24 protein-coding genes are annotated in these 23977 nt (G+C 72.7%); 10 read left to right on the top strand and 14 right to left on the bottom strand.

The window, feature by feature from the left end:
- The first annotated feature begins 4 nt into the window (after positions 1-4).
- Positions 5-622: a dihydrofolate reductase family protein gene (locus BMW78_RS09445; protein WP_091758654.1), complete on the top strand. Its 618-nt coding sequence runs from the start codon at positions 5-7 to the stop codon at positions 620-622.
- Here BMW78_RS09445 and BMW78_RS09440 read toward each other — a convergent pair.
- The 7 genes from BMW78_RS09440 to BMW78_RS09410 form a co-directional block, all read right to left on the bottom strand.
- Entirely contained in the window at positions 619-2205 is a 1587-nt protein-coding gene (locus BMW78_RS09440) for an ABC-F family ATP-binding cassette domain-containing protein (protein WP_091758652.1), read from the bottom strand. The two genes, BMW78_RS09445 and BMW78_RS09440, sit on opposite strands and share 4 nt — an antisense overlap.
- Before the next feature lie 339 nt (positions 2206-2544).
- Positions 2545-3435, bottom strand: coding sequence for an NAD(P)H-hydrate dehydratase (locus BMW78_RS09435; RefSeq protein ID WP_091758650.1), 891 nt, complete (start codon positions 3433-3435; stop codon positions 2545-2547).
- On the bottom strand, positions 3425-4195 hold the full coding sequence (locus BMW78_RS09430; RefSeq protein WP_091758648.1) for a histidine phosphatase family protein: 771 nt from the start codon (positions 4193-4195) through the stop codon (positions 3425-3427). The genes BMW78_RS09435 and BMW78_RS09430 overlap by 11 nt, the downstream gene beginning before the upstream one ends.
- Positions 4196-4291: 96 nt before the next feature.
- Positions 4292-4798 (bottom strand): hypothetical protein, encoded by a 507-nt coding sequence (locus tag BMW78_RS09425; protein WP_091758645.1) that lies wholly within the window; start codon positions 4796-4798, stop codon positions 4292-4294.
- Entirely contained in the window at positions 4795-5046 is a 252-nt protein-coding gene (locus tag BMW78_RS09420; RefSeq protein ID WP_143056202.1) for a DUF4242 domain-containing protein, read from the bottom strand. The genes BMW78_RS09425 and BMW78_RS09420 overlap by 4 nt, the downstream gene beginning before the upstream one ends.
- A gap of 104 nt (positions 5047-5150) precedes the next feature.
- Positions 5151-7751 (bottom strand): ATP-binding protein, encoded by a 2601-nt coding sequence (locus BMW78_RS09415; protein ID WP_177180334.1) that lies wholly within the window; start codon positions 7749-7751, stop codon positions 5151-5153.
- A gap of 70 nt (positions 7752-7821) precedes the next feature.
- Positions 7822-8274, bottom strand: coding sequence for a nitroreductase family deazaflavin-dependent oxidoreductase (locus BMW78_RS09410; RefSeq protein ID WP_091758641.1), 453 nt, complete (start codon positions 8272-8274; stop codon positions 7822-7824).
- A 192-nt stretch (positions 8275-8466) separates the two neighbouring features.
- Between BMW78_RS09410 and purS the strand changes: the two genes are divergently transcribed.
- From purS to BMW78_RS09385, 5 genes are read left to right on the top strand one after another with little or no spacing between them, the layout of a single operon-like run.
- Complete coding sequence (gene purS / locus BMW78_RS09405) at positions 8467-8763, top strand: phosphoribosylformylglycinamidine synthase subunit PurS (RefSeq protein ID WP_091758639.1); 297 nt, start codon at positions 8467-8469, stop codon at positions 8761-8763.
- Positions 8760-9443, top strand: a complete 684-nt coding sequence (purQ, locus tag BMW78_RS09400; protein WP_091758637.1) for a phosphoribosylformylglycinamidine synthase subunit PurQ — start codon at positions 8760-8762, stop codon at positions 9441-9443. Before purS ends, purQ begins: the two co-directional genes overlap by 4 nt.
- Positions 9440-11758: a phosphoribosylformylglycinamidine synthase subunit PurL gene (gene purL, locus BMW78_RS09395; protein WP_091758635.1), complete on the top strand. Its 2319-nt coding sequence runs from the start codon at positions 9440-9442 to the stop codon at positions 11756-11758. The genes purQ and purL overlap by 4 nt, the downstream gene beginning before the upstream one ends.
- A gap of 13 nt (positions 11759-11771) precedes the next feature.
- Entirely contained in the window at positions 11772-12134 is a 363-nt protein-coding gene (locus BMW78_RS09390; RefSeq protein ID WP_091758633.1) for a sterol carrier family protein, read from the top strand.
- A gap of 18 nt (positions 12135-12152) precedes the next feature.
- Positions 12153-13340, top strand: coding sequence for a sensor histidine kinase (locus BMW78_RS09385; RefSeq protein ID WP_091758623.1), 1188 nt, complete (start codon positions 12153-12155; stop codon positions 13338-13340).
- Between the two features lie 9 nt (positions 13341-13349).
- Here the strand turns inward: BMW78_RS09385 and BMW78_RS09380 are convergent, their stop codons facing one another.
- Genes BMW78_RS09380 through BMW78_RS09370 form a run of 3 tightly spaced genes read right to left on the bottom strand, consistent with a single transcriptional unit; the run spans position 13350 to position 16329 of the window.
- Positions 13350-14381, bottom strand: a complete 1032-nt coding sequence (locus tag BMW78_RS09380) for a Gfo/Idh/MocA family protein (protein WP_091758621.1) — start codon at positions 14379-14381, stop codon at positions 13350-13352.
- Between the two features lie 42 nt (positions 14382-14423).
- Positions 14424-15239: a spermidine synthase gene (locus tag BMW78_RS09375; RefSeq protein WP_245735761.1), complete on the bottom strand. Its 816-nt coding sequence runs from the start codon at positions 15237-15239 to the stop codon at positions 14424-14426.
- Positions 15240-15282: 43 nt separating this feature from the next.
- Positions 15283-16329, bottom strand: coding sequence for a zinc-dependent alcohol dehydrogenase family protein (locus BMW78_RS09370; RefSeq protein WP_091758619.1), 1047 nt, complete (start codon positions 16327-16329; stop codon positions 15283-15285).
- Positions 16330-16386: 57 nt separating this feature from the next.
- Here BMW78_RS09370 and BMW78_RS09365 point away from each other — a divergent pair, with 57 nt between their 5' ends.
- Positions 16387-17256, top strand: a complete 870-nt coding sequence (locus tag BMW78_RS09365) for an LLM class flavin-dependent oxidoreductase (protein WP_091759128.1) — start codon at positions 16387-16389, stop codon at positions 17254-17256.
- Here the strand turns inward: BMW78_RS09365 and BMW78_RS09360 are convergent.
- The 4 genes from BMW78_RS09360 to BMW78_RS09345 all read right to left on the bottom strand — a co-directional run bounded on the left by BMW78_RS09360 (position 17249) and on the right by BMW78_RS09345 (position 21024).
- Positions 17249-18040 (bottom strand): anti-sigma factor, encoded by a 792-nt coding sequence (locus BMW78_RS09360; RefSeq protein WP_091758617.1) that lies wholly within the window; start codon positions 18038-18040, stop codon positions 17249-17251. The genes BMW78_RS09365 and BMW78_RS09360 overlap by 8 nt on opposite strands.
- On the bottom strand, positions 18037-18636 hold the full coding sequence (gene sigK / locus BMW78_RS09355; RefSeq protein WP_218144296.1) for an ECF RNA polymerase sigma factor SigK: 600 nt from the start codon (positions 18634-18636) through the stop codon (positions 18037-18039). Before sigK ends, BMW78_RS09360 begins: the two co-directional genes overlap by 4 nt.
- 27 nt (positions 18637-18663) lie before the next feature.
- Positions 18664-19308 (bottom strand): fasciclin domain-containing protein, encoded by a 645-nt coding sequence (locus tag BMW78_RS09350; protein WP_091758613.1) that lies wholly within the window; start codon positions 19306-19308, stop codon positions 18664-18666.
- Positions 19309-19446: 138 nt separating this feature from the next.
- Positions 19447-21024 carry a molybdopterin-dependent oxidoreductase gene (locus BMW78_RS09345; RefSeq protein ID WP_091758611.1) on the bottom strand — a complete coding sequence of 526 codons (1578 nt, stop codon included), beginning with the start codon at positions 21022-21024 and terminating at the stop codon, positions 19447-19449.
- 85 nt (positions 21025-21109) lie between these two features.
- On the opposite strand from BMW78_RS09345, the gene BMW78_RS09340 reads away from it, so the two are divergent.
- The 3 genes from BMW78_RS09340 to BMW78_RS09330 all read left to right on the top strand — a co-directional run bounded on the left by BMW78_RS09340 (position 21110) and on the right by BMW78_RS09330 (position 23931).
- The gene (locus BMW78_RS09340; RefSeq protein WP_091758610.1) at positions 21110-21322 is read left to right on the top strand and encodes a hypothetical protein; all 213 of its coding nucleotides are present in this window, start codon (positions 21110-21112) and stop codon (positions 21320-21322) included.
- Between the two features lie 31 nt (positions 21323-21353).
- On the top strand, positions 21354-22892 hold the full coding sequence (gene purF / locus BMW78_RS09335; RefSeq protein WP_091758608.1) for an amidophosphoribosyltransferase: 1539 nt from the start codon (positions 21354-21356) through the stop codon (positions 22890-22892).
- Positions 22893-23013: 121 nt separating this feature from the next.
- A complete protein-coding gene (locus BMW78_RS09330; protein WP_245735760.1) occupies positions 23014-23931 on the top strand; it encodes an endonuclease domain-containing protein in 918 nt (305 codons plus the stop codon).
- The last annotated feature ends 46 nt before the right edge of the window (positions 23932-23977 follow it).

Below are 23977 nucleotides of genomic sequence, written 5' to 3'. Positions count from 1 at the left end.
CGCGATGGGCGAGCTGCACGTCAACATGCACGTCACGCTCGACGGCGTGATCCAGGCGAACGGCGGCCCCACGCAGCAGGACGCCGGATTCGAGTACGCCGGGTGGGAGACCCCGTACGGCGACCCCGAGGCCGGCGAGCGGATCATCGCCGACATCGAGGCCTCCGACGCGCTGCTGCTGGGCCGCACGACCTACGACATCTTCCGCGACTACTGGCCGGGTAGGACGGACCGGATCGGACGGGCCTTCGACCGGGTGCCGAAGTACGTGGCGTCCCGAGGCACGCCAGAGCTGTCGTGGGACGCCAGCACCCAGGTCACCGACGTGGGCCGCGAGGTCCGCGGGCTGCGGGAGCGGCACCACCAGGTCCACACCTGGGGGAGCGCCAACCTGCTGCAGGCCCTGTTTCGCGAGGCCCTGGTCGACCAGCTGAACCTGTGGGTCTACCCGGTCGTGCTCGGGACCGGGAAGAAGCTGTTCCCCGAGGACACGACCGCCAACCGGTTCGAGCTGGTCGAGCCACCGCACTCCTATCCCGGAGGCGCGCTGCTCCTGCGGTACCGGTGCCTGAACAGCCGCCCGGAGGCCATGGCCCACGACGACCTCCTTCCGGAGAGCTAGGCCGGCCCGAGCTCGGTGTGGCTGCCTGACCACCGGCCGCGCAGCCACCGGTCGTGGCTGGCCACCACGACGGTGGCGGGGGTGTCACGCAGGGCCTGCTCGAGCTCCTCGACGAGGGCCAGCGACAGGTGGTTGCTCGGCTCGTCGAGGAGCACGAGGTCGGGGAGGCCGGCCACCAGCAGGGCCAGTGCCAGCCGCCGCTGCTGGCCCAGGCTGAGCTCCCCCACGGGGCGGGAGTGGTGGCCCGGGGGGAGCAGTCCCAGCTCGGCGAGGTCGCGCCGTGGTGCGGCTGCCTCGAACACGGCCCGGGCACTGCGGCCCGGGTCGCGGAAGCGCACGTCCTGGGGCAGGTGGCCGACCCTACGGGCCTGGACGTCCACGGTGCCGGAGTCGGCACGCACCCGTCCGGCCAGTACCCCGAGCAGGGTCGACTTGCCGGAGCCGTTCGGGCCCGTGAGCAGCAGCTTCTCGCCGGGTTCGACATCGAGCCGGTCGAGGCGGAGCCGGCCGTGCACGGCGAGCTCACGCGCGCGGACCCGCGCCGCGCGCACCTGCTCGTCGAAGGCGCCGGTGAGGGTGAGCGGTGCCGGTGGGCGCGGCACGGCTCTCCGGTCCAGCGCGGCGAGCCGCTGCTCGGCGTTGCGAACCCGTCGGCGCACGGTGTCCTGGACACGCGAGCCCTTGAAGTGGTGAATGAAGCCGTCGTTGTCGCGCGGGGCCCGTCCGTGCGCGATGTCACGGGCGACGGTGCGGGCAGCAGTCTCGAGCGAGGCACGCTCGTCCTGCTCGGCCTCGTACGCCTCCTCCCACCGGCGGCGTGCTGCCTGCTTGTGGTGCAGGTAGGTGGAGTAGCCGCCGGTGAACCTGCGGCCCCCGCGCCCATCGGTCCCGAAGTGCGACGGGTCGAGGTCGATGACGCTGGTGCACACCCGCTCGAGGAACACCCGGTCGTGGCTCGCCGCCACCACGATCCCGGGCAGCCCGAGCAGGGCGGACTCGAGGAAGTCGAGCGCCTCGTCGTCGAGGTGGTTGGTGGGCTCGTCGAGCAGCAGGCAGGACGGCTGCCGGGTCAGCAGCGCAGCCAGCGCCAGGCGGCTGCGCTCACCACCGGACAGCTCGCTCACCGGCTGTTCAGGTCGCAGGTCCTGCAGGCCCAGCCGCCGCGCAGCGACCCGGCTGCGCCTGTCGGCGTCCCAGGCGTCGTGCGCCTGGGCCCACGCCAGGGCGGCGTCGTACTCGCCGGCCGTGGCCGTGTTGTCGGCCAGTGCCGCGGCCAGGCGCTCCAGCCGTGCAACCCCCTCGTGCAGGGGCGCGAGGGCCTGGTGCAGCACCTCACCGACGGTCGCCGTCGGGTCGAGCCCACCGTCCTGGGGGAGGTACCCGAGGTCGGGCGGCACCTGCACCTCACCGCCGTCCGGGGCAAGGAGGCCGGCCGCGACACGCAACAAGGTCGACTTGCCCGAGCCGTTCTCGCCGACGAGGCCGATGCGCTCGCCGGGGTGGGCGGTCAGGTCGACGCCGTCGAGGACGACGCGACCGCCGAGGGACACCGTGAGGTCACGGAGGAGAAGGTTCGTTGACATCAGCACTCCAGGGCAGGGCCCAGTCGTTGGGACGCTCGCCGGGCAGGGCCTCGGGCGCGAGCGGGTGCGTGATGTCAGATCTCCATGGTGTGGCCACGGTAGGCAAGGGGCGCCCACCGCGGCAAAGGCTTTTCCGTCCACGGATCGGCTCAGGTGGCGCAGCGACCCACCCTGCCCAGGGCGCAGCGACCCACCCTGCCCAGGGCGCAGCGACCCACCCTGCCCATGGTTCGTCGCCCTGCCCACGGTGCCCGGTAGGCAGGGCGACGGAGGGCGGGCAGAGTGCCCGTCAGCGCAGCGCCGCGGCCGAAGGGGAGACAGGGGCCGAGGACCCGCGCGTCAGGGAGCGAGCTCGTCGACCAGCGCCGGCACCTGCGGTGCGATCTCGCGGGCCAGGAAGCCCAACGTGCCGACCTGCCGCGCCAGGCGGTCGCCCGCCGACCCGTGCAGGTGGGCTCCCCAGACGGCGGCCTGCTCGGGCTCGGCGCACCGGCTGAACATCCCGGCCACGATCCCGGCCTGCACGTCACCCGATCCCGAGACGCCGAGGCCGGGGTTGCCGCTGCTGCTGTGCCAGAGCCGGCCGTCGGGCGAGGCGACGGTCTTGCCCTGTCCGCCGCACACGACGACCGCCCTGCTCTCCCTGGCGAGGCGTGCCGCGGCGGCTGTCGGGTCGTCCGCCACCTCCTCGTCGGGCACGTCGAGCGTCTTGGCGAGCTCGTCCGGGTTGAGGGTCAGCACAGCTCGGCCCTCGAGGTGGGTCAGCCCGTCACGGTGCCGGGTGACGAACGCCGAGGCGAGGGCATCGACCACGACGGGGCACGACACCCGGGGCAGCACCTGCTCGAGCAGCCGCACCGACGCGTCGATGTCGGCGAAACCGGGGCCGACCAGCAGGGTGTCGCACCCCTCGGCCAGTGCCAGCACCTGGTCGGCCGCGGCCGTGTCGATGTGGCCCTTCGCGTCGGTCGGCAGCGGGGCGACCAGTGCCTCCGGCACGGCCACGGCGAGGGCGGCGGCGACCGGTTCGGCCGTGGCGATCTGGAGCTTCCCGCCACCGGCCCGCAGCACCGCCTCACCGGCGAGCAGCACCGCACCGGGCGTGCTGGCCGTGCCGCCGAGCACCAGCACCCGGCCGCGCGACTCCTTGTCGCCACCCGGTTCGGGCAGTGGCCAGCCGCGCAGCAGCCCGCCGGTGACGTCGACCGGCCCGTTCGCCTCAGCCGACATGGTTGGCCTCCCTCGACCGAGAGGGCTCTGCGGTCGTCGGCGCCTTGGAGTCCTCGACCGCGGAGGTGTCGGCGAAGCGCACCAGCTCCAGGCCGCCCTCGGCCCACCGGTACGACGTCACCGAGCAGTTGGGCAGGTCCGTGGTGTGGTCGATCTCCAGCAGCTCCTGCTCGGTGAGGTCCTCGAGGACGTAGCGGAAGCCCATGATCACGGCCTGGTGGGTGAACAGCCAGACCCGCTTGCCCTCGTAGCCGGCGCGCAGGTCGCCGAGCAGGGAGCGCACCCGCAGGGTGACATCGCACCAGCTCTCGCCCGATGGCGGCTTGTAGTAGAACTTGCCGACCCTCGCGCGCCGGTCCGCCTCCGAGGCGAACTGCGCCTTGATGCCCGCCGAGGTGAGGCCGTCGAAGGCGCCGAGGTCCCGCTCGCGCAGCCGCTCGTCGAGCACCAGCTCGTGCCCGCAACCCCAGTGGTCGACCGCCGTGCGGGCCGTCTCGGCTGCCCGGCGGTACGGCGAGCTCACGATGAGGTCGGGACAGTCCGACTGCTCGTTGTCCTTGAGCCAGGCGCCGACGGCGCGGGCCTGCTCCTGCCCGGTGTCCGACAGGGGGGTGTCCGCGTCGCGGAAGTCGAGGTCGAGGCGCTCGGCCCCGCTCTCGCCGGCCTCGGTGGCGGCGATGTTGCCGACGCTCTGCCCGTGACGCACGAGCACTAGCTGGGCCGGCCACCGGTCAGAGACGATGAGCTTGCCTCGGGGCATCGAGGGGGCACCTTCCGTGAGAGGTCGTGTGCTCCCTTCCTACCCCGTATGCCGCCGGCCCACCTGCCGACGGCACACGGCATACCTCTCCTCTTCTCAGGCGCAGGCCGGGACGTCCGGGTTGTAGTCGGCGAACAGCCCGTCCGGGTTGGCGCGCCAGATCCAGTAGTGGAGCTTCCAGACGCCGAGGCTGGGCAGGTAGGTGAAGTCACGGCCGAGCAGGTGCGGCGGCCGGTCGGTCGGCGCTCCGGGCACGACGTACTCGACGGCGACGAGGCGCGTCCTGCCGCTCGAGGTGTCGTAGACGAGGGCTTCAGGGTGCCGCGCGTCGACGGCGCCACCATCGGCGAGCAGCGTCATGTTGACGTAGTGCTGGCCCATGCCGTCTCCGTGGCCGTCGTCGAAGCAGTCGAGGAAGCGGGCGTAGCCGGCGTTCTCGGCCTGGCCGACGTCGTGGAAGCGGGCGGTGGCCTCACGAACGGCGTTGAGGTCCGGCTGGTTTCCCTCTGCCATCGCGGCGGGCACGGCGACCAGCCCGGCGAGGGCTGCCGCCGCCAGCAGCGACCGGCGCACCGCGGTGGCGCGCGGCCGGCGTGGGCTCATGACCCCTCCTGCACGGCGTAGATCTCGTCGGCGACCAGGCCGTGCGCCTCCCGGTGCACGGTGGCGGCGGCGTCGGCCGATGGCGCGTCGACGAGGCAGAAGATCTTGCCCTGCGACTCGTCGACCCAGTAGCGCTGGTACCGCACGTCGTACCGGCCCTGGGTCTGGAGGTCGGCCATGTGCGCCTGGGCCACGTCGTCGATCCCGACGCCGCCCTCGATGCTGTGGACGTCCATGAACAGTGGCATCTCGTTCCCCTTCCGGGTCCCCGGAGTCTCCGGGCCGTCCCGGAACCTCCGGGACAGGGGAACGCTAGGAGCCGGGGGCCCGGTGGCGGATCGGTGGCGAGTGCCTAGCTTGGGGCCGCCGTGGTGCCCAGGTTGGCCGGCGCGCGGTGCTCGCGGGAGACCCGGGCGGCTTCGACGCGGGTCGGCACGCCCAGCTTGGCGAGCACCGCGGCGACGTGGTGGTCGACGGTGCGCTCGGAGATGAACAGCCGGCGCGAGATGTCACCGTTGGACATCCCTGCCTCGAGCAGCTCGAGCACCTCTGCCTCGCGTGCGGTCAGGCCGTGGGGGTCGGCCCGCGTCGACGACCGGGGCCCGCGCGCCACCGCGTGCTCTCCCGCGTCCCGCAACCTCCGACGGGCCAACGCCGAGCCGGGAGCCGACCCCACCGCGGTGAACAGGTCGAGGGCCCGGCGCAGGCTGGCGGGGTCACCCGTCGCCACCAGCGCCGCGGCCTCCTCGAAGGGACAGCCGTGCGCCTGCCACTCCGCCGCGCTGCCGAGCGGGTCGCCCGCCAGCTCGAGACCCAAGTGGTCGGGCGCGTCGTCCACCGGGGCGGGCCGTCCGCACCGCGTCATCCAGACGGCGAGCTCGCCACGCACCCAGGCGGACTCGCCGGACGAGCGCTGCCAGACCTCGGTCGCCCAGTCCCAGTCGTCGAACTCGCTCCCGGCCAGCCACGCCCGCTGCAGCGCCGCGTCGAGGGCGAGGATGTTCCAGTAGGCCTCGCCGTTGCCGTGGGCCAAGGCGCGGAGCTCGGCCATCCGGGCATCGGCCGAGGGGTCGCCCAGGCGGACGAGCGTCGCCACGTGGGCGGTCAGGACGTGCAGGCGGTTGACGGGGGAGATGTGCTCGCCCAGCAGGCCCTCGCAGTAGCGAGCCGCTTCGGCGAGCCGGCCCAGCCGCAGCAGGGCGGTCCCACGCGATGCCCGCAGGCACCACGTGAACGTCGGCATCTCGCACTCCTGGTTGTAGGCGTCCCCCTCCTGGAAGCACCACTCGTACTCCGCGATCCGCAGGTGGTCGACGGCCGCCTGGTAGAGGTTCGTGTAGCCACGGGCGGCGTCGCGCTGGAAGCCGGCCTCCCGCGACAGCCGCAGGGCCTCGCGCATCTGCCCCCAGCCGTCACGCCCGGCGTAGATCTCGTTCCACCCGATGTTCTGGAGCATCGCCGCTGTGGCCTCCAGCGACCCGATCCTTTCCGCCAGCGCCAGGGCGTCCTCCATCAGCGTCCGACCCTCCGGCCTGCCGGCGTCGACCAGGCGGGTCCCGTGCAGGTTGAGCGCCCACACCTTCTCCTCCGAGGGTGGGGCGTCCCGCATCAGGACGTAGACCTCCTCAGCGCACCGCGCGGACTCCTCCCCTTCGCAGAGCCGCCACAGCGTGACCGACAGGGCGCGCAGGTTGGCGCTCAGCTCCTCGCGGTGTCCGGTGCTGCGGTAGTGCGCCACCGCGGCCTCGCGAGGGGCGCGGGCCTCGTCCCACCGGTCCATCAACGACAGGGAGCTCGCCAGTCCGGCGTTGAGCTCGGCCCGCACCTCGGCCGGTGCGGCGCCGGCGTGGCGCAGCGCCCGCTCGTACTGGAGGCAGGCCTCCTGCGTCGACGAGAGCGCGCTCGCCTCCTGCGCCGCCAGCGTCGCGTGCTGCAGTGCCTGCGCGGACAGCCCCGCCCGGTCGGCGTGGTGGGCGAGCCGGGCGTGGTCGAGGTCGTCACCCCGGGACAGTGCCGTGTATGCCGCCGCGTGCAGCTGGGTGCGGCGGTAGGACGGCGCGGCGTCCTCCACCGCGAGCCGGGCGAGCTCGTGCCGGAACCCGAAGGTGCCGCCCTCGCCGGCCAGGAGCCCCACTGCCACACAGGCATCGAGGTGCGACGCGTCGCACCCGGCGACCTCCGCGATCCGCTCCGCCCGTGCCGGTCGGGCGAGCACCGCCGCCGCCCACAGCAGCTGCAGGGCGTCGTCGCCCAGCCGTCCGACGCGGGCCAGGATGACGTCGGAGACGTTCGCGGGGACGGAGGCCGAGGGCGAGCTCAGGACCTCGTCGACGTAGAACGGGTTGCCACCGGTCAGGGCGTAGACCGCGCCCGGGTCGCGGTGACCCCGGCTGTGGGCCAGGTGGGCGACCGCCCCCTCGCTCAGTGCCGGCAGGGTCATCCGCCGAGTGCCCCGCTGGGTGGCGATGGCCGCTAGGGCGGACCGCAGCGGGTTGCCCGGCTCGAGCTCGCCGTCGCGGTAGGTCACCACGACGAGAGCGGGCACCGAGGTGAGCCGCCGGGCGAGGTGGGCGAGCCAGTCCGCCGTCGCCTCGTCGGACCAGTGCAGGTCCTCGACGACGACGGCGGGTGGGGTCGCCGAGTGCCTGAGCAGGTCGAGGAACCCGGTGAAGAGCAGCGACCGGTCCGAGGCGGTGCCCAACAGGTCGCGGATCCCGTCGCCGATGTCGGCGGCGATGTCGTGCAGCGGGCCCAGCGGGCGTGGGGTCAACGCGCCGTCGCAGGCGCCCCACAGCCACCGGAGCTCGGGGTGGCTGTCGCGGAACCGCTCGAGCAGGCTGGTCTTGCCGATGCCGGCCTCACCGGCGACCAGCACGAAGCGGCCCTGTCCGGCCGACGCCTCCGCGGCGTACTCGCCCAAGGTGGTCAGGAACGACTCCCGTTCGAGGAGCACGTCCCGAGTGTGAGGTGGTTCGGGCCGGTGCGGCATCCGTCTTTTGGCGGAGGCGTCCGCTGGTCGACCGTCAGGAGGGCAGCCGGGTGAGCACGGCGAGCGGCATCGGTCGACCGCACTTCGCCTCGTACGTGCCGTACCGCGGGACCTGCGCGACCACGACGTCGTGGAAGGCGGAGTCCCGCTCCGCCCCCGTCAGCACCCGTATGCCGGCGGCATACGTCTCCTTGCCGACCTGTACCTCCGCCCGGGCGGCCTTGCGGAGGTTGCGGAACCAGTCCGGCTCCTGCGGCGACGCGCTGCCGGACCCGACCACGAGGAGGCCACCCTGGTACGGGAACGCCCCAACGGGCGTGGTCCGAGGAAGCCCGGTGCGCCGCCCCGGCACGGTGACCAGGATGACCCGCACGCCACCGGTGCCGTGGCCCCCGATGCGGCCGCCCGAGTGCCGGTAGAGGCTGACGCCCAGCCTGTTGCCGGTGTGCATCATGCGGTGCCTGACGGTGCTCTGCTGGGTGCTCATCTCGCGCCTCCCGTGGCCTGCTTCGCCGCCGCCCCCGGTGGAACCACCAGCGTCCCACCAGGGAGGTTGGCGGGGAAGGGGTGACGTCGAGGACGTCGCGCGAGTCCGGGCCGTGGGCGGGCGGCGGGGGCGGCCCCCGGGCCCGGCTAGACTGGCCGCGCTCCCTCCCCATTGCTCCCCAGGAGACCCCGCATGGGCAACGTCGTCATTGACGTGATGCTGAAGCCAGAGATCCTCGACCCGCAGGGACAGGCCGTGAACGGCGCCCTTCCCCGGCTCGGTTTCGACCAGTTCACCGACGTGAGGCAGGGCAAGCGCTTCCTCCTCACCGTCGACGGCGAGGTCACCGACGAGGTGCTCGAGGCCGCCCGCAAGGCCGCCGAGACGCTCCTGTCGAACCCCGTCATCGAGGACGTGGTGTCGGTCCGGGCGGAGCAGGACGTCGACGCGAGCCGCGCAGAGCAGGACGAGAAGGACCCCGGCCGGTGAAGGTCGGGGTCGTCACGTTTCCGGGGTCGCTCGACGACCGCGACGCCGCTCGTGCGGTGCGCGCCGTCGGCGGCGAGCCGGTCAGCCTCTGGCACGGCGACGCCGACCTGCGTGGGGTCGACGCCGTCATCCTCCCGGGCGGGTTCTCCTACGGCGACTACCTGCGCTGCGGCGCCATCGCCCGCTTCGCGCCGGTGATGGACCAGCTCGTGCCGGCCGCGAAGGGCGGCCTGCCCGTGCTCGGCATCTGCAACGGCTTCCAGGTGCTCACCGAGTCGCACCTGCTGCCGGGTGCGCTGATCCGCAACGACCACCGCAAGTTCAACTGCGTCGACACCCGCCTGCGGGTCGAGAACGCGCAGACCGCCTGGACCTCCGACTTCGAGCAGGGCCAGGAGATCACCATCGTCCTCAAGAACGGCGAGGGCGGCTTCGTCGCCGACGAGCGCACCCTCGACGAGCTCGAGGGGGAGGGCCGTGTGGTGTTCCGGTACGTCGTGCCCGAGGGCGGCCGCAACCCCAACGGCTCCTACCGCCACATCGCCGGCATCACGAACGAGCGCGGCAACGTCGTCGGCCTCATGCCGCACCCCGAGCACTGCGTCGAGGAGGGTTACGGCCCGAGCCTCGACGGACTGCCCTTCTTCACCTCGATCCTCAAGCAGGTTGTCAACGCATGAGCACCAGCACCGCATCGAGCAGCACCGGGCACGTCCCCCACGTCGACACCGTCGGCAACGCCGGGGCGACCCCCGACCACGAGCAGCCCTGGCTCGAGCTCGGCCTCAAGGAGGACGAGTACCAGCGCATCCGCGACATCCTCGACCGCCGTCCCACCAGCGCCGAGCTGGCGATGTACTCGGTCATGTGGTCCGAGCACTGCTCGTACAAGTCGAGCAAGGTGCACTTCAAGCACTTCGCCGACAACACCACCGAGGAGATGCGCGAGAAGCTGCTGGTCGGCATCGGTGAGAACGCCGGCGTCGTCGACATCGGCGACGGCTGGGCGGTGACCTTCAAGGTCGAGTCGCACAACCACCCGTCCTACGTCGAGCCCTACCAGGGTGCGGCCACCGGGGTCGGCGGCATCGTCCGCGACATCATGTCGATGGGCGCCCGCCCGATCGCCGTGATGGACCCGCTCCGCTTCGGCAACCTGAACCACCCCGACACCCAGCGCGTCCTGCCCGGCGTGGTTGCCGGCGTCGGTGGTTACGGCAACTGCCTGGGCCTGCCCAACATCGGTGGCGAGGTCGTGTTCGACGACTGCTACCAGGGCAACCCGCTCGTCAACGCCCTCTGCGTCGGTGCGATGCGCCGCGAGGACATCCACCTCGCCAAGGCCTCCGGTGCCGGCAACAAGGTGATCCTGTTCGGCGCCAAGACCGGCGGCGACGGCATCGGCGGCGTCTCCGTCCTCGCGTCCGAGACGTTCGAGGAGGGCGGCCCGGCCAAGCGCCCGGCCGTGCAGGTCGGCGACCCGTTCGCCGAGAAGGTGCTCATCGAGTGCTGCCTCGACCTCTACAAGGCCAAGGTCGTCGACGGCATCCAGGACCTCGGTGGTGCCGGGCTCTCCTGTGCCACCAGCGAGCTCGCGTCGAACGGCGACGGCGGCATGCAGGTCGAGCTCGACCTCGTGCCGCTGCGCGACGCCTCCCTCCGCCCTGAGGAGATCCTCATGTCGGAGAGCCAGGAGCGCATGATGGCCGTGGTCGAGCCGGCGAAGCTCGACGAGTTCATGGAGATCTGCCGCCGCTGGGACGTCGAGGCGACCGTCATCGGCGAGGTGACCGAGGGCGACCACCTGGTCATCACCTGGCACGGCGAGGTCATCGTCGACGTGCCGCCGCGCTCGGTGGCCCACGACGGCCCGGTCTACCACCGCCCGCTGGAGCGGCCGGCATACCTCGATTCGTTGCAGGAGAACGCAACCGGCTCGCTGGCCAAGCCCACCACGGGTGACGAGCTGAAGGCCGACCTGCTCACCCTGCTCGCCTCGCCGAACCTGTGCGACAAGTCTTGGGTCACCGACCAGTACGACCGCTACGTGCTCGGCAACACCGCCCTCGCGATGCCCGACGACTCCGGTGTCGTGCGTGTCGACGAGGAGACCGGGCGCGGCGTCGCGGTCAGCACCGACTGCAACGGGCGGTTCGCCAAGCTCGACCCGTATGCCGGCGCGCAGCTCGCGCTCGCCGAGGCCTACCGCAACGTGGCCACCGTCGGCGCCACCCCGCTCGCGATCACCGACTGTCTCAACTTCGGCTCCCCGGAGGACACGGGCGTCATGTGGCAGTTCGAGCAGGCGGTCATGGGCATCGCCGAGGGCTGCCGCGAGCTCGGCGTGCCGGTCACCGGCGGCAACGTGTCGTTCTACAACCAGACCGGCGACGTCGCGATCCACCCGACCCCGGTCATCGGCGTGCTCGGCGTCATGGATGACGTGGCCCGCCGCACCCCGAGCGGCTGGAAGACGCCGGGCCAGGTCATCTACCTGCTCGGCACCACCCGCGACGAGCTCGACGGCGGCGAGTGGGCGCACGTGAGGCACGGCCACCTCGGCGGCCGCCCGCCGAAGGTCGACCTCGCCGCCGAGCGGCTGCTCGGCGAGATCCTGGTCAACGCCAGCCGTGACGGCCTCGTCGACGCCGCGCACGACCTCTCCGACGGCGGCCTGGCGGTCGCCCTCGCGGAGGCGACGATGCGCAACGGCGTCGGCGCCCGGGTCTGGCTCGACGCGGTCTGTGAGCGCGACGGCATCGACGCCTTCACGGCGCTCTTCAGCGAGTCGACCGCTCGCGTCGTCGTCGCGGTGCCGCGCTCGGAGGAGGTCCGCTTCACCGACATGTGCACGGCGCGCGGCCAGGTCCACGCGCGCATCGGCGTCGTCGACGACCAGACCGACGGCATCGACGTCCAGGGCCAGTTCGCCGTCACGCTCGACGAGCTGCGCGAGGCGCACACCCGGACGCTGCCGGCCGTCTTCGGCGAGTAAGGGGCACGACGGTATGCCGCCGCGCCGCCGGGTGCCCGCCGCCGCCGGCCGCGCCGCCGTGCTCGCCTGGCAGCACGACCCCGACCTCGCCGACCGGGAGACGACCGCCACCGCGGTGCGCTACTCGCTGGAGGAGCTCGCGCAGCAGGCGCCCGGCCGCAGCGTGGAGGTGCGGGTGCCGCCGTTCGGGGCGGTGCAGTGCATCGCCGGGCAGACGCACACCCGGGGCACCCCGCCCAACGTCATCGAGACCGACGCGACGACCTGGCTCGCCCTCGTCGTCGGCCAGCTCGGGTGGGAGCAGGCGTGGCAGTCGGGGAGCCTGCGCGTGAGCGGGCACCGCGCCGACCTCGCGCCCTACCTGCCCCTGGTCTGACCACTACCCTCTGCTCCTGTGACGGATCTGCAGGGGGTCGCACGCACCGAGGCCATCGCCGACTACGGCGTCATCGGGACCGGGCGGGACACGGGTGGTGGGTTCGACGAGGACCTCCAGGGGCTCGTCGAGATCGCCGCGCAGGTGTGCGGGGTGCCGCAGGCCGCGATCAACCTCATCGACCACCGCGAGCAGCACCAGGTTGCCACCGTTGGGCTCGAGCCGTCGGTCTGCTCGACCGAGGACTCCATGTGCGCCACGATCCTCAGCAGCCCCGGCCCGGTGCACGTGCGCGACGCCCGGGAGGACAGCCGGTTCGCGAGCAACCCGTTCGTGACCGGGGCGATCGCCCGGGTGCGGTTCTACGCCGCCAGCCAGCTGCGCACGCCGGCCGGGGTGGTGATCGGCACGCTCTGCGTGTTCGACGAGGAGCCCCGTGAGCTGACCGCCCAGCAGCGCCGGTCGCTCGACATCCTGGCCCGGCAGGTGGTCGACGTCCTCGAGCTGCTCCGCACCAGCCGCGAGCTGCGCCGGTCGAACGACGAGCTCGCCCACTTCGCCGGGCAGGTCAGCCACGACCTGCTCAACCCGCTGACCGCCCTGACCGGCTTCCTCGAGGTCGTCGGTGAGCAGCCGGCGGTGACCCAGGACCCGGTCGCCGGGCCCTACCTCGGGCGGGCCGCCCAGTCGGCCGACCGCATGCGGCTGCTGGTCGACGACCTGCTCGACTACGCGCGCCTCGGCGGCCGCCTGCGGCTCGAGCGCGTCGACCTCGCCGCGGTGTGCGCGGACGTGCTCGAGGACCTCAGCGCCCGGGTGGCCCGCACGGGCGCCACGGTGGAGGTCGACGCGCTGCCGACGGTGACCGCAGACCGGGTGCAGGTGCAGGCGGTGCTCCAGAACCTCGTGGCCAACGCCCTGAAGTTCCGCCGCGACGACCAGCCCGCTCGGATCAGGGTCGGCGCGGTACGGGTCGCCAGTGGCTGGCGGGTCGCCGTCGACGACGCGGGACCCGGGGTGCCGGAACACCTGCGCGAGAAGGTGTTCGGCCTCCTCGAGCGCGGTTCAGCGGTAGCCGAGGAGGGTGCCGGCATCGGCCTCAGCACGTGCCGGCGCATCATCGACGCACACGGCGGGCGCATCGGCCTCGACGCCTCGACCGACGGCGGCACGAGCGCGTGGTTCGTGCTGCCCGACCGCGACTGACCGACGGGGTCACTCCCCGGGGTACCGCACCCCCACCTGACGGCGGACGTCGTCCATGGCCTCCATGACCCGCAGCGTCTCGGCGTGCGGCATCAACGGCGACTCGAGCGCCCCGTCGTTCAGGCAGCGGGCCACCTCCGCGGCCTCGTAGCGGAAGCCGTGCTCGCGGACCTCCGGCTCGTAGCGGTCGAGCTCCTCGCCCAGTGGCGTCAGCAGTCGCACCGGTTGGGGCACGAAGAAGTCACCGCCGATCTCGATGCGGGCGTCGCGCCCGACGACGACCGCGGTGGTCGGCGTCTTGGTCACCATCGACGACCCGACCAGGCCGAGCGCCTGCTCCCGACCGGTCACGGTCACCGACAGCTGGGCGTCGACGCCCTCGTCGGTCAGGTGGCCGACCGCGGTGACCGACTCGAACGGCCCGAGCACCATCGAGGTGAACGACAGGGGGTAGACACCGAGGTCGAGCAGCGACCCGCCCGCCAGGTCGGGCGACGAGAGACGCTCCGGGCCGTTCGGGTGCAGGGTCTGGCCGTGGTCGGCCATCACCGTCAGCACGTCACCGAGCAGCCCCGACTCGACCGCCTGGCGCACCACGTCGATGTGCGGCAGGAAACGCGTCCACATGGCCTCCATGGCGAAGAGGCCGCGCCCGCGTGCGGTGTCGAGCACCTCGCGGGCCTCGGCGGCGTTGCGCGTGAACGCCTTCTCCACCAGCACCGGCTTGCCTGCCTCGAGCACGAGCATCGCGTGCTCGTGGTGCTCCGAGTGCGGCGAGGCGACGTAGACGACGTCGACCGCCTCGTCGGCCACCAGCTCCTCATAGGACCCGTATGCCGCGGGCACCCCGAACTCGTCGGCGAAGTCACGGGCGCGCTTCGCGCTGCGCGAGCCGACGGCGACGACCTCCTGGCGGGTGCCCTCTCGCAGGGCGGTCGCGAAGGAGTGGGCGATGTTCCCGGGGCCGAGGATCCCCCAGCGCACCGGCGGCGCCTCCATGGGGTCGGGCGTGCGGGGTGCGGGCAGGGTCTGCTCGGGCATGGCTCCATCCTGCCGCGCGAGGACGGTGGCTGCACCGCGTGCTCAGCGCAGGCGCCAGCGGTCCCGTGGTGGGGGTGACGGCGACTCGGCCGTGGCGTCGTCGGTGTAGGCCCGGCCGCCGGCGAGCAGCCGCTCGAGCTCGGTGCGACTGCGCAGCGAGCTGGGGAACGGGCAGCCGGCGACGGCCCTGGTGAGCCGGAGCTCGTCGAGCGGGTGGGTGGAGGCCATGACGACGTAGTTGCCGAACCGCCTGCGCTTCCAGACCTCGGCGAGCGCGATGGCCGAGGTCCACGGGAAGACCTCGGCCGCGGTGGCGTGCCACCGCCGCAGGTGGTCGCGGGCGGGTTCGTCGCTGACGTTGGCCAGGAGAACCCCGCCGGGGCGCAGCACGCGACGCACGTCGGTGAGGAACTCGCGGGTGGAGAGCTCGGCCGGCATCCGCCCGCCGGCGTAGGCGTCGAGCACGACGACGTCGGCGCTCGCGTCCCGCAGCGCGGCGATGCCGGTGCGGCCGTCGACCGGGCGCACCCGGATCCGGTGGCCCCGCGGCAGCGGGAGCTCGCGGCGCACCGCCTCGGTCAGCGCGGCGTCGGGCTCCAGGACGACCTGGGGCGAGCCGGGACGCGTGTGCTGCAGGTAGCGGGCCAGGGTCAGGCCCGCGCCGCCGACGTGGGTGACCGCCAGCTGCCCCTCCGGCAGGGTGTCCAGGACCAGCCCGAAGTGCAGGACGTACTCGAAGAGCAGGTGACCGGGGTCGGCGAGGTCGACGTGCGACTGTGGCTGGTCGTCGACCACCACCACGACGCCGCCGTGGCCGTCCGGCACGAACTCCGGTGCGGTGCGATCGGGCTGGTCCACGCGCTCGTCCGGGGTCCGGGTGGCTGGCTCGGCGGCGGACCGGTCAGGGACGGACGAGCGACTTGATCGCGCGGCGCTCGTCCATGGCGGCATACGCCTCGGCCACCTCCGACAGCGGCAGCTCGAGGTCGAACACGGCACCGGGGTCGATCGCGCCGGAGAGCACGTCGTCGCGCAGCTGGGGCAGGTACTGGCGCACCGGGGCGACGCCGCCCCCCACCCCGATGTTGCGGCGGAACATGGTGCCGATGGGGAGCTCGACGCCGTGGGGCACGCCGACGTAGCCGACGGTGGCGCCGGGCCGCGCGACGGCAATGGCGGTGGTCATCGCCTCGCCGGTGCCGACGCACTCGAGCACCGCGTCGGCACCCACGCCGTCGGTCAGGTCCATCACCGCGGCCTCACCCTCCTCGCCGCGGGCGGCCACGATGTCGGTGGCCCCGAAATGGGTGGCCAGCTTCTGGCGCGACTCGTGCCGCGACATCGCCACCACGCGCTCGGCGCCCATCCGGGCGGCGGCGATCACACCGCACAGGCCGACGGCGCCGTCGCCGACCACCACCACGGTGTCGCCCTTCCGGACGCCGGCAGCGACGGCGGCGTGCCAGCCGGTGCCCATCACGTCGGAGAGGGTCAGCAGTGACGGCACCAGCGAGTCGTCCGGCACCTCGCGGGTGGCCACCAGCGTGCCGTCGGCGAGCGGGACGCGGACGTACTCGCCCTGACCGCCGTCGACCATGATCCCTTCTGTGTCAGGGCCGCCGTAGCCCCCGCCGTGCTGGCAGGCGCTCTGCATGCCGACCTGGCAGTGCGGGCAGGTGTTGTCGGAGAAGAGGAAGGGCGCGATCACGAAGTCGCCGGGGCGCAGGCTGCGCACCCCGGACCCGACCTCCTCGACGATGCCGACGAACTCGTGCCCGATCCGTCGGGGCTCCTTCACCTCGTTGATGCCGCGGTAGGGCCACAGGTCGCTGCCGCAGACGCACGCTGCAGTGACGCGCACCAGTGCGTCGGTGGGTCGCTGGATCGTTGGGTCGTCGACCTCCTCGACGCGGACGTCTCGGGTGCCGTGCAGGATCGTCGCCTTCATGGGTGCAAGCCTGACACGGGTGCTCGGAACTGGCGCCACGGCATACGCTCTGTGCCCATGCGGTTCGGCATCACCATCCTCCCGGAGCACCGGTGGCCCGAGGCGGCGCCGTTGTGGCGGCGGGCCGAGGAGCTCGGGTTCGACCACGCGTGGACCTACGACCACCTCGTCTGGGCGGGGCTGCCCGACGCGCCGTGGTTCGGCACCACGCCGACCCTGACGGCGGCCGCGATGGTGACCGAGCGGATCCGGCTCGGGACCCTCGTCTCCTCGCCGAACTACCGCCACCCCGTCACGTTCATGCGCGACCTGCTGGCGCTCGACGACGTCTCGGGCGGCCGTCTGCTGTGCGGCCTCGGCACCGGCGGCGACCGCGACTCCCGGCTGCTCGGGGAGGAGCAGCCGGTGCGGGAGCGGGTCGACCGCTTCCACGAGTTCACCGAGCTGCTCGACCGGCTGCTGCGCGAGGACCACGTCGACCACGACGGCCCGTACTACCGCGCCGTGGACGCCCGCACGCTCCCCGGGCCTGTGCAGCAGCCGCGCATCCCGTTCGTCATCGCCGCCAACGGTCCCCGCTCGCTGCGGCTGGCGGCCCGGCTGGGCCAGGGCTGGGTCACCACTGGCGGGAAGGGCGGCGAGACCCTGGAGGACTGGTGGGGGGCCGTGGCGCGCCTGGCCGAGCGGTTCGACGAGGCGCTCGCCGAGCAGGAGCGGCCGACCGGGGAGGTCGACCGCTACCTGCTGCTCGACAGCTCACCGGTCTTCTCCCTGGAGAGCGTCGACCGCTTCGAGGAGATGACCGGCCTGGCGGCCGCGCTCGGCTTCACCGACGTCATCACCCACTGGCCGCGGCCGGAGGGCGTGTATGCCGGTGACGTGCGGGTGCTCGAGGAGGTCGCCTCGCGCCTCCCCCACCTCAGCTGAAGGCGATCAGCGCGATCGGCGCGCTGGTCGGCTCCTGCGAACCACCGAGGGGCTCCACGGTGATGCCGACGCCGTTGTACCTCGACGCGTCCCCGTTCAGCAGCATGCTGAGGGTCGGCTTGGCCTCGTGCGGCATCACCCCGGCGCTGTGCATCGCGCCCTTCGGGTCCTGGAACCAGATCTGGTAGTCCTTGCCCGCGGGGGCCGCCGGCATGTTGTCGGCGATGATCACGGCCCGGCCGAGCGACTTGCTCCGCACGATGGTCGCCCTGGCGCCGTCGATGTCCTTCTCGTAGCGCTGGGCGTCCTTGGCCCGGATGACCTGCTCGGTGATGGAGAGCGGAGGCTGCTGGGTGGATCCCTGGTTGTTCCACGGGCTCCACGCGATGCCACCGATGACGAGCGCCGCCGCGGCCGCGGCAGCCACCAGCCAGGTCACAGGAGCGATCCTGCGCCGACGGCTCTCCAGCGAGGTCACCGTCGGAGGTGCCAGGGGGCCGCCCGCGGGCGGCTGCGGCTCGGCCGGCGAGGCCTGTCCGGGTCGTCCGGTGAGCGGAGGAAGCGGTCGCACCGTGGCGATCTGCTGCAGCACGCTCTCGCGCAGTGCGGCCGGAGGGGTCGCCACGCTGGCATGGGTCAGCTCGACTGCTGCGGCGCGCAGGCTCGCGACCTCGTCCTGGCACTCGGGGCACTGCCCGAGGTGGCGCTCGAACTCGGCACGCTCGACGTCGTCGAGCGCGTCGACGGCGTAGGCGCCGCTGAGCCCGTGGATGTCGGCGTTCATGACTGCATTCCCAAGGTGTCGCGGAGACGGATGAGCCCGTCCCTGATCCTGGTCTTCGCCGTGCCGAGCGGGATGCCCAGCAGGGCGGCGACCTCGTTGTGCGTGTACCCCCCGAAGTAGGCCAGCTGGACCGCCCCGCGCTGCGTCTCGGTCAGCGAGGCCAGGGCCTGCCGCACACGCTGGGCGTCGAGGGAGCGCTCGACCTCCTCGGCGGTGATGTCGTAGGCGCGGTCCTGCGTCGTCGCCTCCCAGGTGTCGTCGCGGCGGCTGGCCGCCTCGGCGGACCGCACGCGGTCGACGGCCTTGCGGTGGGCGATGGTCATCATCCAGCTCATCGCGCTGCCCCTGTCGGGGTCGAAACGGGCGCTGGTGCGCCAGATCTCGAGGAAGGCCTCCTGGGCCACCTCCTCGGCCTGGGCCGGGTCGCGCACGACCCGCAGCACCAGGCCGTAGAGGCGCCGCGACGTGGCGTCGTACAGCGCGGCGAAGGCCCGCTCGTCACCACGAGCCGAGGCCCGGAGCAGCTCCGAGAGGTCGGGCTGGCGAGGGGCAGCGCTCTCCCCAGGAGCTGGGCTGCCCGGGGAGAACGCCGACATGAGAACCATGATGACCGATCCCGCGCCTCACTGCGCCGGAAGGAGCACGCCGTCGATGATGTAAACCGTCGCGTTGGCGGTCTGGACGTTGCCGCAGACGACCTTGGCCTTGCCGACGGTGAAGTTCTCACCGGAGCCCTCCACGGTGATCGTCGTGCCCGCGAGCGTCTTGTGGTCGCCGGCGAGCTGGTCCGGGCTGAGCCGGCCCTGGACGACGTGGTTGGTGAGCACCTTGGTGAGCAGGCCCTTCGGGTCGGCCATGGCACCGTCGAGGGTCGCCTTGGGCACCGCCGCGAAGGCGTCGTTCGTCGGGGCGAAGACGGTGATGTCCTTCGCGGTGTTCAAGGTGTCCGCCAGGCCGGCCTTGCCGACGGCCGTCACGAGGGTCGAGAGCACCGGGTTGTTGCTGGCGGCGGTCGCGACCGGGTCGGTGGCCATGCCCGCGAAGGAGCCCTTGCCGTCCGCCGGCACCGCGGCACAGCCCGCACCGAACGGCTTGGCAGCCATGTCGCCCATGGCCTCGGTCGTGCTGCTGCTCGGTGCCGAGCTCGAGCTGCTGCTGCTCGCCATCGAGCCGGTCTCGGAGGACTCGGCGTTGCCGCCACACGCCGCGAGGGCGAGGGGGAACGAGAGGGCGATGGCAGCAACGGCGCTGCGTCGGGTGCGGTTCATGGTGGGACTCCCTGCTGCTGGTTGGTCTGACACCAGTGGTTCGGAACTCCCTGTCGAACGGATTGCCTTGTGCCGCAACATTTTTCGCATATTCGGACGTCTTCTCGGAGGCAGCTGCGCACGTCACGTCGCGCCGCCTCACGCCACGAAGACGACGACCGAGTGCCACCCGGTCGCGCCCTTGGGGAAGGGGTCGGTCTTGGCCCGGGGCTGCAGCTGGCCGTCGTTGTCGGTCGCGCGCACGGTGAGGTTGTGCCGGCCGGAGCCCGAGGGCGTCCACTTCACGTACCACTGGCGCCAGTAGTCGATGCCGGCATCGGGACCCAGGGTCGCGGTCATCCACTCACCGTCGTCGACGCGCACCTCGACCTTGCGTATGCCGCGGCCCTGCGCCCAGGCGACGCCGCCGATGGGGACCGCGCCCCCCGCCTTCACGGTGTCGAGCCCGCGCGGCGTGTCGATGCGCGACTGGGTGAGCACCGGGGCGTTGGTGGCCCAGCCGCGCTCGGTCCAGTAGGCCTGCTCCTTGGCGTAGGTCGTCGCAGTCAGCCGCGCGAGCCACTTGGTGGAGCCGACGAACCCGTAGAGGCCCGGCGTGACGAGCCGGGCGGGGAACCCGTGCTGGGCGGGCAGGGGCTGGCCGTCCATGGCGACGGCCACCAGGGCGTCGCGGTCGTCGGTCAGGGCCTGCACCGGGGTGGAGATGGTGAAGCCGGTGGTCGAGGTGCTGAGGATCTGGTCGACCCCACCCTTGATCTGCGCCCGCGCGAGGAGGTCGCGCACGCGCACGCCGAGCCAGCGGGCCGAGGAGACGTAGCCGCCGCCGACCTCGTTGCTGACGCAGGTCATGGTGATGTCGCGCTCGACCATCGGCAGGGCGAGCAGCTCGGCGTAGGTGAGCCGGAACGGGTTCGCGACGTTCCCGTCGATCTCCAGCGCCCAGTCGTCGGCGTTGACGCGCGGCACGATGAGTGAGGTGTCGACCCGGTAGAAGGACCCCACCGGTGTGCGGAAGGGGCTGATGCCGGGCACCTTCCCGTCCAGGCCTGTGGGCAGGGCGGGCAGCGTGTTGGTGGGCTTCGGCAGGTCGGCAGCCGTCGGCAGGGGTGGGTTGGCCCCCAGCTTCTGGCCGAGCGCGAGGCCGCCGGCCGCCGCCGCGGCGGTGCCCGCCGCGCCGACCAGGAAGGTGCGCCGTGCCGGCGTCGGCTGCGCGCCCGCCTCGTGTGCCGTGCCGTCCAAGGGGCTCGCCGCCGGCCGCTTCGCTGGCTGGCCCGTGCGGTCGGCTGCCCCGCAGAGCAGGTGGAGGACCGTCACGCCGACGGCGGCTGCGGCCAGGGCCGGAAGGGCGTCGACGGGCGTGCTGGTGGGCCGGGCCAGGGCAGCCGCCGCGGCGAGCACCGTCAGCACTCCGAGCAGCACCAGGGCGAGCGTGCGGTGTCGCCGGGCGAGCAGACCGATCCCCGCGGACGCCAGCAGCGTGACGACGGCCACCGATGCCAGCAGCACCGGCTTGTCGGCCGTGCCCAGCGTGGAGACGGCCCAGTCCTTGACCGGGGTGGGGGTGGCGTCGACCACGGTGGCGCCGACGGCGACCACCGGGGAGGCGCCCGGGTTGACCGCGGCAGCGACCAGGTGGCCGGCCGCGGTGCCCGCGGTCGCCGCGAGGGCGCCGGACACGGCATACGGCCAGCGCGGTGCGCTGCTGGTGGTCTGCATGTCAAGTCATTCGTAGCCCCGAACGCCCCGGATGGGCACCCCCCACCAGGGGGCGGCCGGTGCGGGCGCCGGTAGATTCCCCCTCGTGAACGCCCCTCGCCGCACGCCCAACTTCACCCGGTTCATCGCGACCGGCGCCATCCTGGGCTTCGTGGTCGGTGCCGTCGCGACCCTCTTCACCGAGCGGGCCCCCGGCCTGTCCGAGACCAGCGCGATGTTCTACATCGGGGTGTTCGGCGCCGCCATCGGTGCCGTGCTCGGCGCCCTCGTCGCGGTGGCGTTCGAACGACGAGGCTGACGCCCCCGCCACGTGTGGGACACTGGAGCACGTGGCACGCGGAGACGGACGGCTCACCCACGACCTCCTCCCTGGCGAGAAGGGCCCGCAGGACGCCTGCGGCGTCTTCGGCGTCTGGGCACCCGGCGAGGACGTCTCGAAGCTCGCCTACTACGGCCTCTATGCCCTGCAGCACCGCGGGCAGGAGTCGGCCGGCATCGCGACCTCCGACGGACGCAGCATCCTCGTCTACAAGGACATGGGCCTGGTCTCGCAGGTCTTCGACGAGCGGTCGCTGGGCTCCCTGAAGGGGCACCTGGCGGTCGGCCACTGCCGCTACTCCACGACCGGCGGCTCCACCTGGGAGAACGCCCAGCCGACGCTCGGGGGGCACGACCAGAGCACCGTCGCCCTGGCCCACAACGGCAACCTCATCAACTCCGCCGAGCTGCGCGACCTGGTCGCCTCGCGGGCGGAGTCGGGCTTCGAGGTCGCCAAGGGGGAGCTGAGCCGCGGCAACACCACCGACACCGCGCTCGTCACGGCCCTGCTGGCCGACGACCCCGACCGCTCGGTCGAGGCCGCGGCCCTCGACGTGCTGCCGCGGTTGCGCGGTGCCTTCTCCTTCGTCTTCATGGACGAGCAGACCCTGTATGCCGCGCGCGACCCGCAGGGGATCCGCCCGCTGGTGCTCGGTCGCCTCGAGCGCGGCTGGGTGGTGGCCTCCGAGACGGCCGCGCTCGACATCGTGGGCGCCTCCTTCATCCGCGAGGTCGAGCCGGGCGAGCTCATCGCCATCGACGAGGTGGGCCTGCGCTCGCAGCGGTTCGCCGAGACCGAGCGCAAGGGCTGCGTCTTCGAGTACGTCTACCTCGCCCGCCCCGACACCACGATCAACGGACGCGGGGTGCACGAGGCCCGCGTCGAGATGGGTCGCACGCTGGCGCGCGAGCACCCGGTCGAGGCCGACATGGTGATGCCGACGCCGGAGTCGGGCACCCCGGCGGCCATCGGCTTCGCCCAGGAGTCCGGCATCCCCTACGGCCAGGGCCTGGTGAAGAACTCCTACGTCGGGCGCACCTTCATCGCACCGTCGCAGACCATCCGCCAGCTCGGCATCCGGCTCAAGCTCAACCCGCTGCGCGAGGTCATCCGCGGCAAGCGGCTCGTCGTGGTCGACGACTCGATCGTGCGCGGCAACACCCAGCGCGCGCTCGTGCGGATGCTGCGCGAGGCCGGCGCCGCCGAGGTGCACGTGCGGATCTCGTCGCCGCCCGTGCGCTGGCCCTGCTTCTACGGCATCGACTTCGCCACCCGGGCCGAGCTGATCGCCACCGGCATCGGGGTCGAGGAGGTGCGCAACAGCATCGGCGCCGACAGCCTCGGCTACATCAGCGAGGACGGCATGGTCGCCGCCACGGACCAGCCGCGCTCGGCCCTGTGCACGGCGTGCTTCACCGGCGACTACCCGATCCCGCTGCCCGACGAGAGCCAGCTCGGCAAGAACCTGTTCGAGCCGCTTCCGCTCGACGTCGAGGGCGTGCCGACCGGCGTCAACGGCGGCGCCGGCGACGCCCTCACCCGCCCGTAGTTCCTCCGTCTGCCTCCCGGTCGAGGTAAAAACGCCGGTGATTCCCGGCGTGTTTACCTCGACACAGAGGGGCTGTGGACGACGCCGCGGGCCGGATCCCTGTTCACGCCACCGTCGTGGGATGAGGAAGCCCATCCGTATGCCGCGTGCGGCCCTGCGCGAGCTTGCCCACGACGGTGTGTTGTCCCGTGCCGAGCTCCGTGAGCACGGGTGGGACCGGGATGCCGTGGGCCGCCAGGTCGCGGCCGACCGCTGGGCTTGCCACGGACGGCAGACCGTGGCGCTGCACACCTCGACGCTCGGCGAGGAGGCCGGGCGCTGGCGCGCCGTCTGGGAGGCCGGGGAGCGTGTCGCCGCGCTCGACGGGGTGAGCGCACTGCACGCGGCCGGCATGACCGGGTTCAGTGACGACCAGGTCCACGTCTCCGTCAAGCACACCCATACCGTCGAGGACATCGACGGGGTACGGGTTCACAAGGTGATCCGACGCGTGGCGGGAGAGCTCGAGTTGCTGGGGTTACCGCGGACGAAGCCCGCGGTGGCGGCCGTCCGAGCCGCTCACTGGGCCCTGAGTGACCGGCAGGCAGCTCTGCTGCTCGTCATGCCGGTGCAGCAGCGCCTGGTGACAGGTGTGCAGCTCGTGGAAGCGACCCAGAGGGTCCGGGGCCGCACCCGGAGACGGCTCATCCCGCAGCTGGCGCGCGACATCGCCGACGGTGCACAGTCGCTCGGCGAGCTCGACTTCGCCTCGCTGTGCCGACTGCGGGGCCTGCCGGAACCGAGCAGACAGGTGGTCCGCCGGGGAGCCCAGGGCCGGGTCTACCTCGATGTCAGGTGGGACGAGGCCGACCTCGTCATCGAGATCGACGGAGCCCAGCACCTGTGGGGCCTGGCCGCCACGGACGACCAGTTCAGGCAGAACGCCGTCGTGCTCCGCGGGGACCGGGTGCTCCGGATGACGCTCGTCGGTCTGCGGCTGGCTCCTGAGGCCTTCATGGACCAGGTCTGCGAGGCGCACGCCCGGTTCCGTCGCCGCTGAACCCCTGTTGCGCCTCCCCGGTCGAGGTAAACGCGCCGGTGATCCC

The sequence above is a fragment of the Pedococcus cremeus genome, assembly GCF_900111375.1.
Classification (GTDB): Bacteria; Actinomycetota; Actinomycetes; order Actinomycetales; family Dermatophilaceae; genus Pedococcus_A; species Pedococcus_A cremeus.
The sequence above is the reverse complement of the archived record's forward strand: the minus strand, read 5'-3'. Positions and strand labels throughout refer to the sequence as shown.

Excerpts from the sequence above, each read along its gene's own strand:
- BMW78_RS09365 (WP_091759128.1), top strand. The coding sequence starts at position 16,387 with ATGCGGTTCGGCATCACCATCCTCCCGGAGCACCGGTGGCCCGAGGCG.
- BMW78_RS09425 (WP_091758645.1), bottom strand. The coding sequence starts at position 4,798 with ATGAGCCCACGCCGGCCGCGCGCCACCGCGGTGCGCCGGTCGCTGCTG.
- BMW78_RS09410 (WP_091758641.1), bottom strand. The coding sequence starts at position 8,274 with ATGAGCACCCAGCAGAGCACCGTCAGGCACCGCATGATGCACACCGGC.
- purS (WP_091758639.1), top strand. The coding sequence starts at position 8,467 with ATGGGCAACGTCGTCATTGACGTGATGCTGAAGCCAGAGATCCTCGAC.
- BMW78_RS09360 (WP_091758617.1), bottom strand. The coding sequence starts at position 18,040 with ATGAACGCCGACATCCACGGGCTCAGCGGCGCCTACGCCGTCGACGCG.
- BMW78_RS09350 (WP_091758613.1), bottom strand. The coding sequence starts at position 19,308 with ATGAACCGCACCCGACGCAGCGCCGTTGCTGCCATCGCCCTCTCGTTC.
- BMW78_RS09445 (WP_091758654.1), top strand. The coding sequence starts at position 5 with ATGGGCGAGCTGCACGTCAACATGCACGTCACGCTCGACGGCGTGATC.
- BMW78_RS09430 (WP_091758648.1), bottom strand. The coding sequence starts at position 4,195 with ATGCCCCGAGGCAAGCTCATCGTCTCTGACCGGTGGCCGGCCCAGCTA.
- purL (WP_091758635.1), top strand. The coding sequence starts at position 9,440 with ATGAGCACCAGCACCGCATCGAGCAGCACCGGGCACGTCCCCCACGTC.
- BMW78_RS09420 (WP_143056202.1), bottom strand. The coding sequence starts at position 5,046 with ATGCCACTGTTCATGGACGTCCACAGCATCGAGGGCGGCGTCGGGATC.
- BMW78_RS09330 (WP_245735760.1), top strand. The coding sequence starts at position 23,014 with ATGAGGAAGCCCATCCGTATGCCGCGTGCGGCCCTGCGCGAGCTTGCC.
- sigK (WP_218144296.1), bottom strand. The coding sequence starts at position 18,636 with ATGTCGGCGTTCTCCCCGGGCAGCCCAGCTCCTGGGGAGAGCGCTGCC.
- BMW78_RS09380 (WP_091758621.1), bottom strand. The coding sequence starts at position 14,381 with ATGCCCGAGCAGACCCTGCCCGCACCCCGCACGCCCGACCCCATGGAG.
- BMW78_RS09345 (WP_091758611.1), bottom strand. The coding sequence starts at position 21,024 with ATGCAGACCACCAGCAGCGCACCGCGCTGGCCGTATGCCGTGTCCGGC.
- BMW78_RS09370 (WP_091758619.1), bottom strand. The coding sequence starts at position 16,329 with ATGAAGGCGACGATCCTGCACGGCACCCGAGACGTCCGCGTCGAGGAG.
- BMW78_RS09440 (WP_091758652.1), bottom strand. The coding sequence starts at position 2,205 with ATGTCAACGAACCTTCTCCTCCGTGACCTCACGGTGTCCCTCGGCGGT.
- BMW78_RS09435 (WP_091758650.1), bottom strand. The coding sequence starts at position 3,435 with ATGTCGGCTGAGGCGAACGGGCCGGTCGACGTCACCGGCGGGCTGCTG.
- BMW78_RS09390 (WP_091758633.1), top strand. The coding sequence starts at position 11,772 with ATGCCGCCGCGCCGCCGGGTGCCCGCCGCCGCCGGCCGCGCCGCCGTG.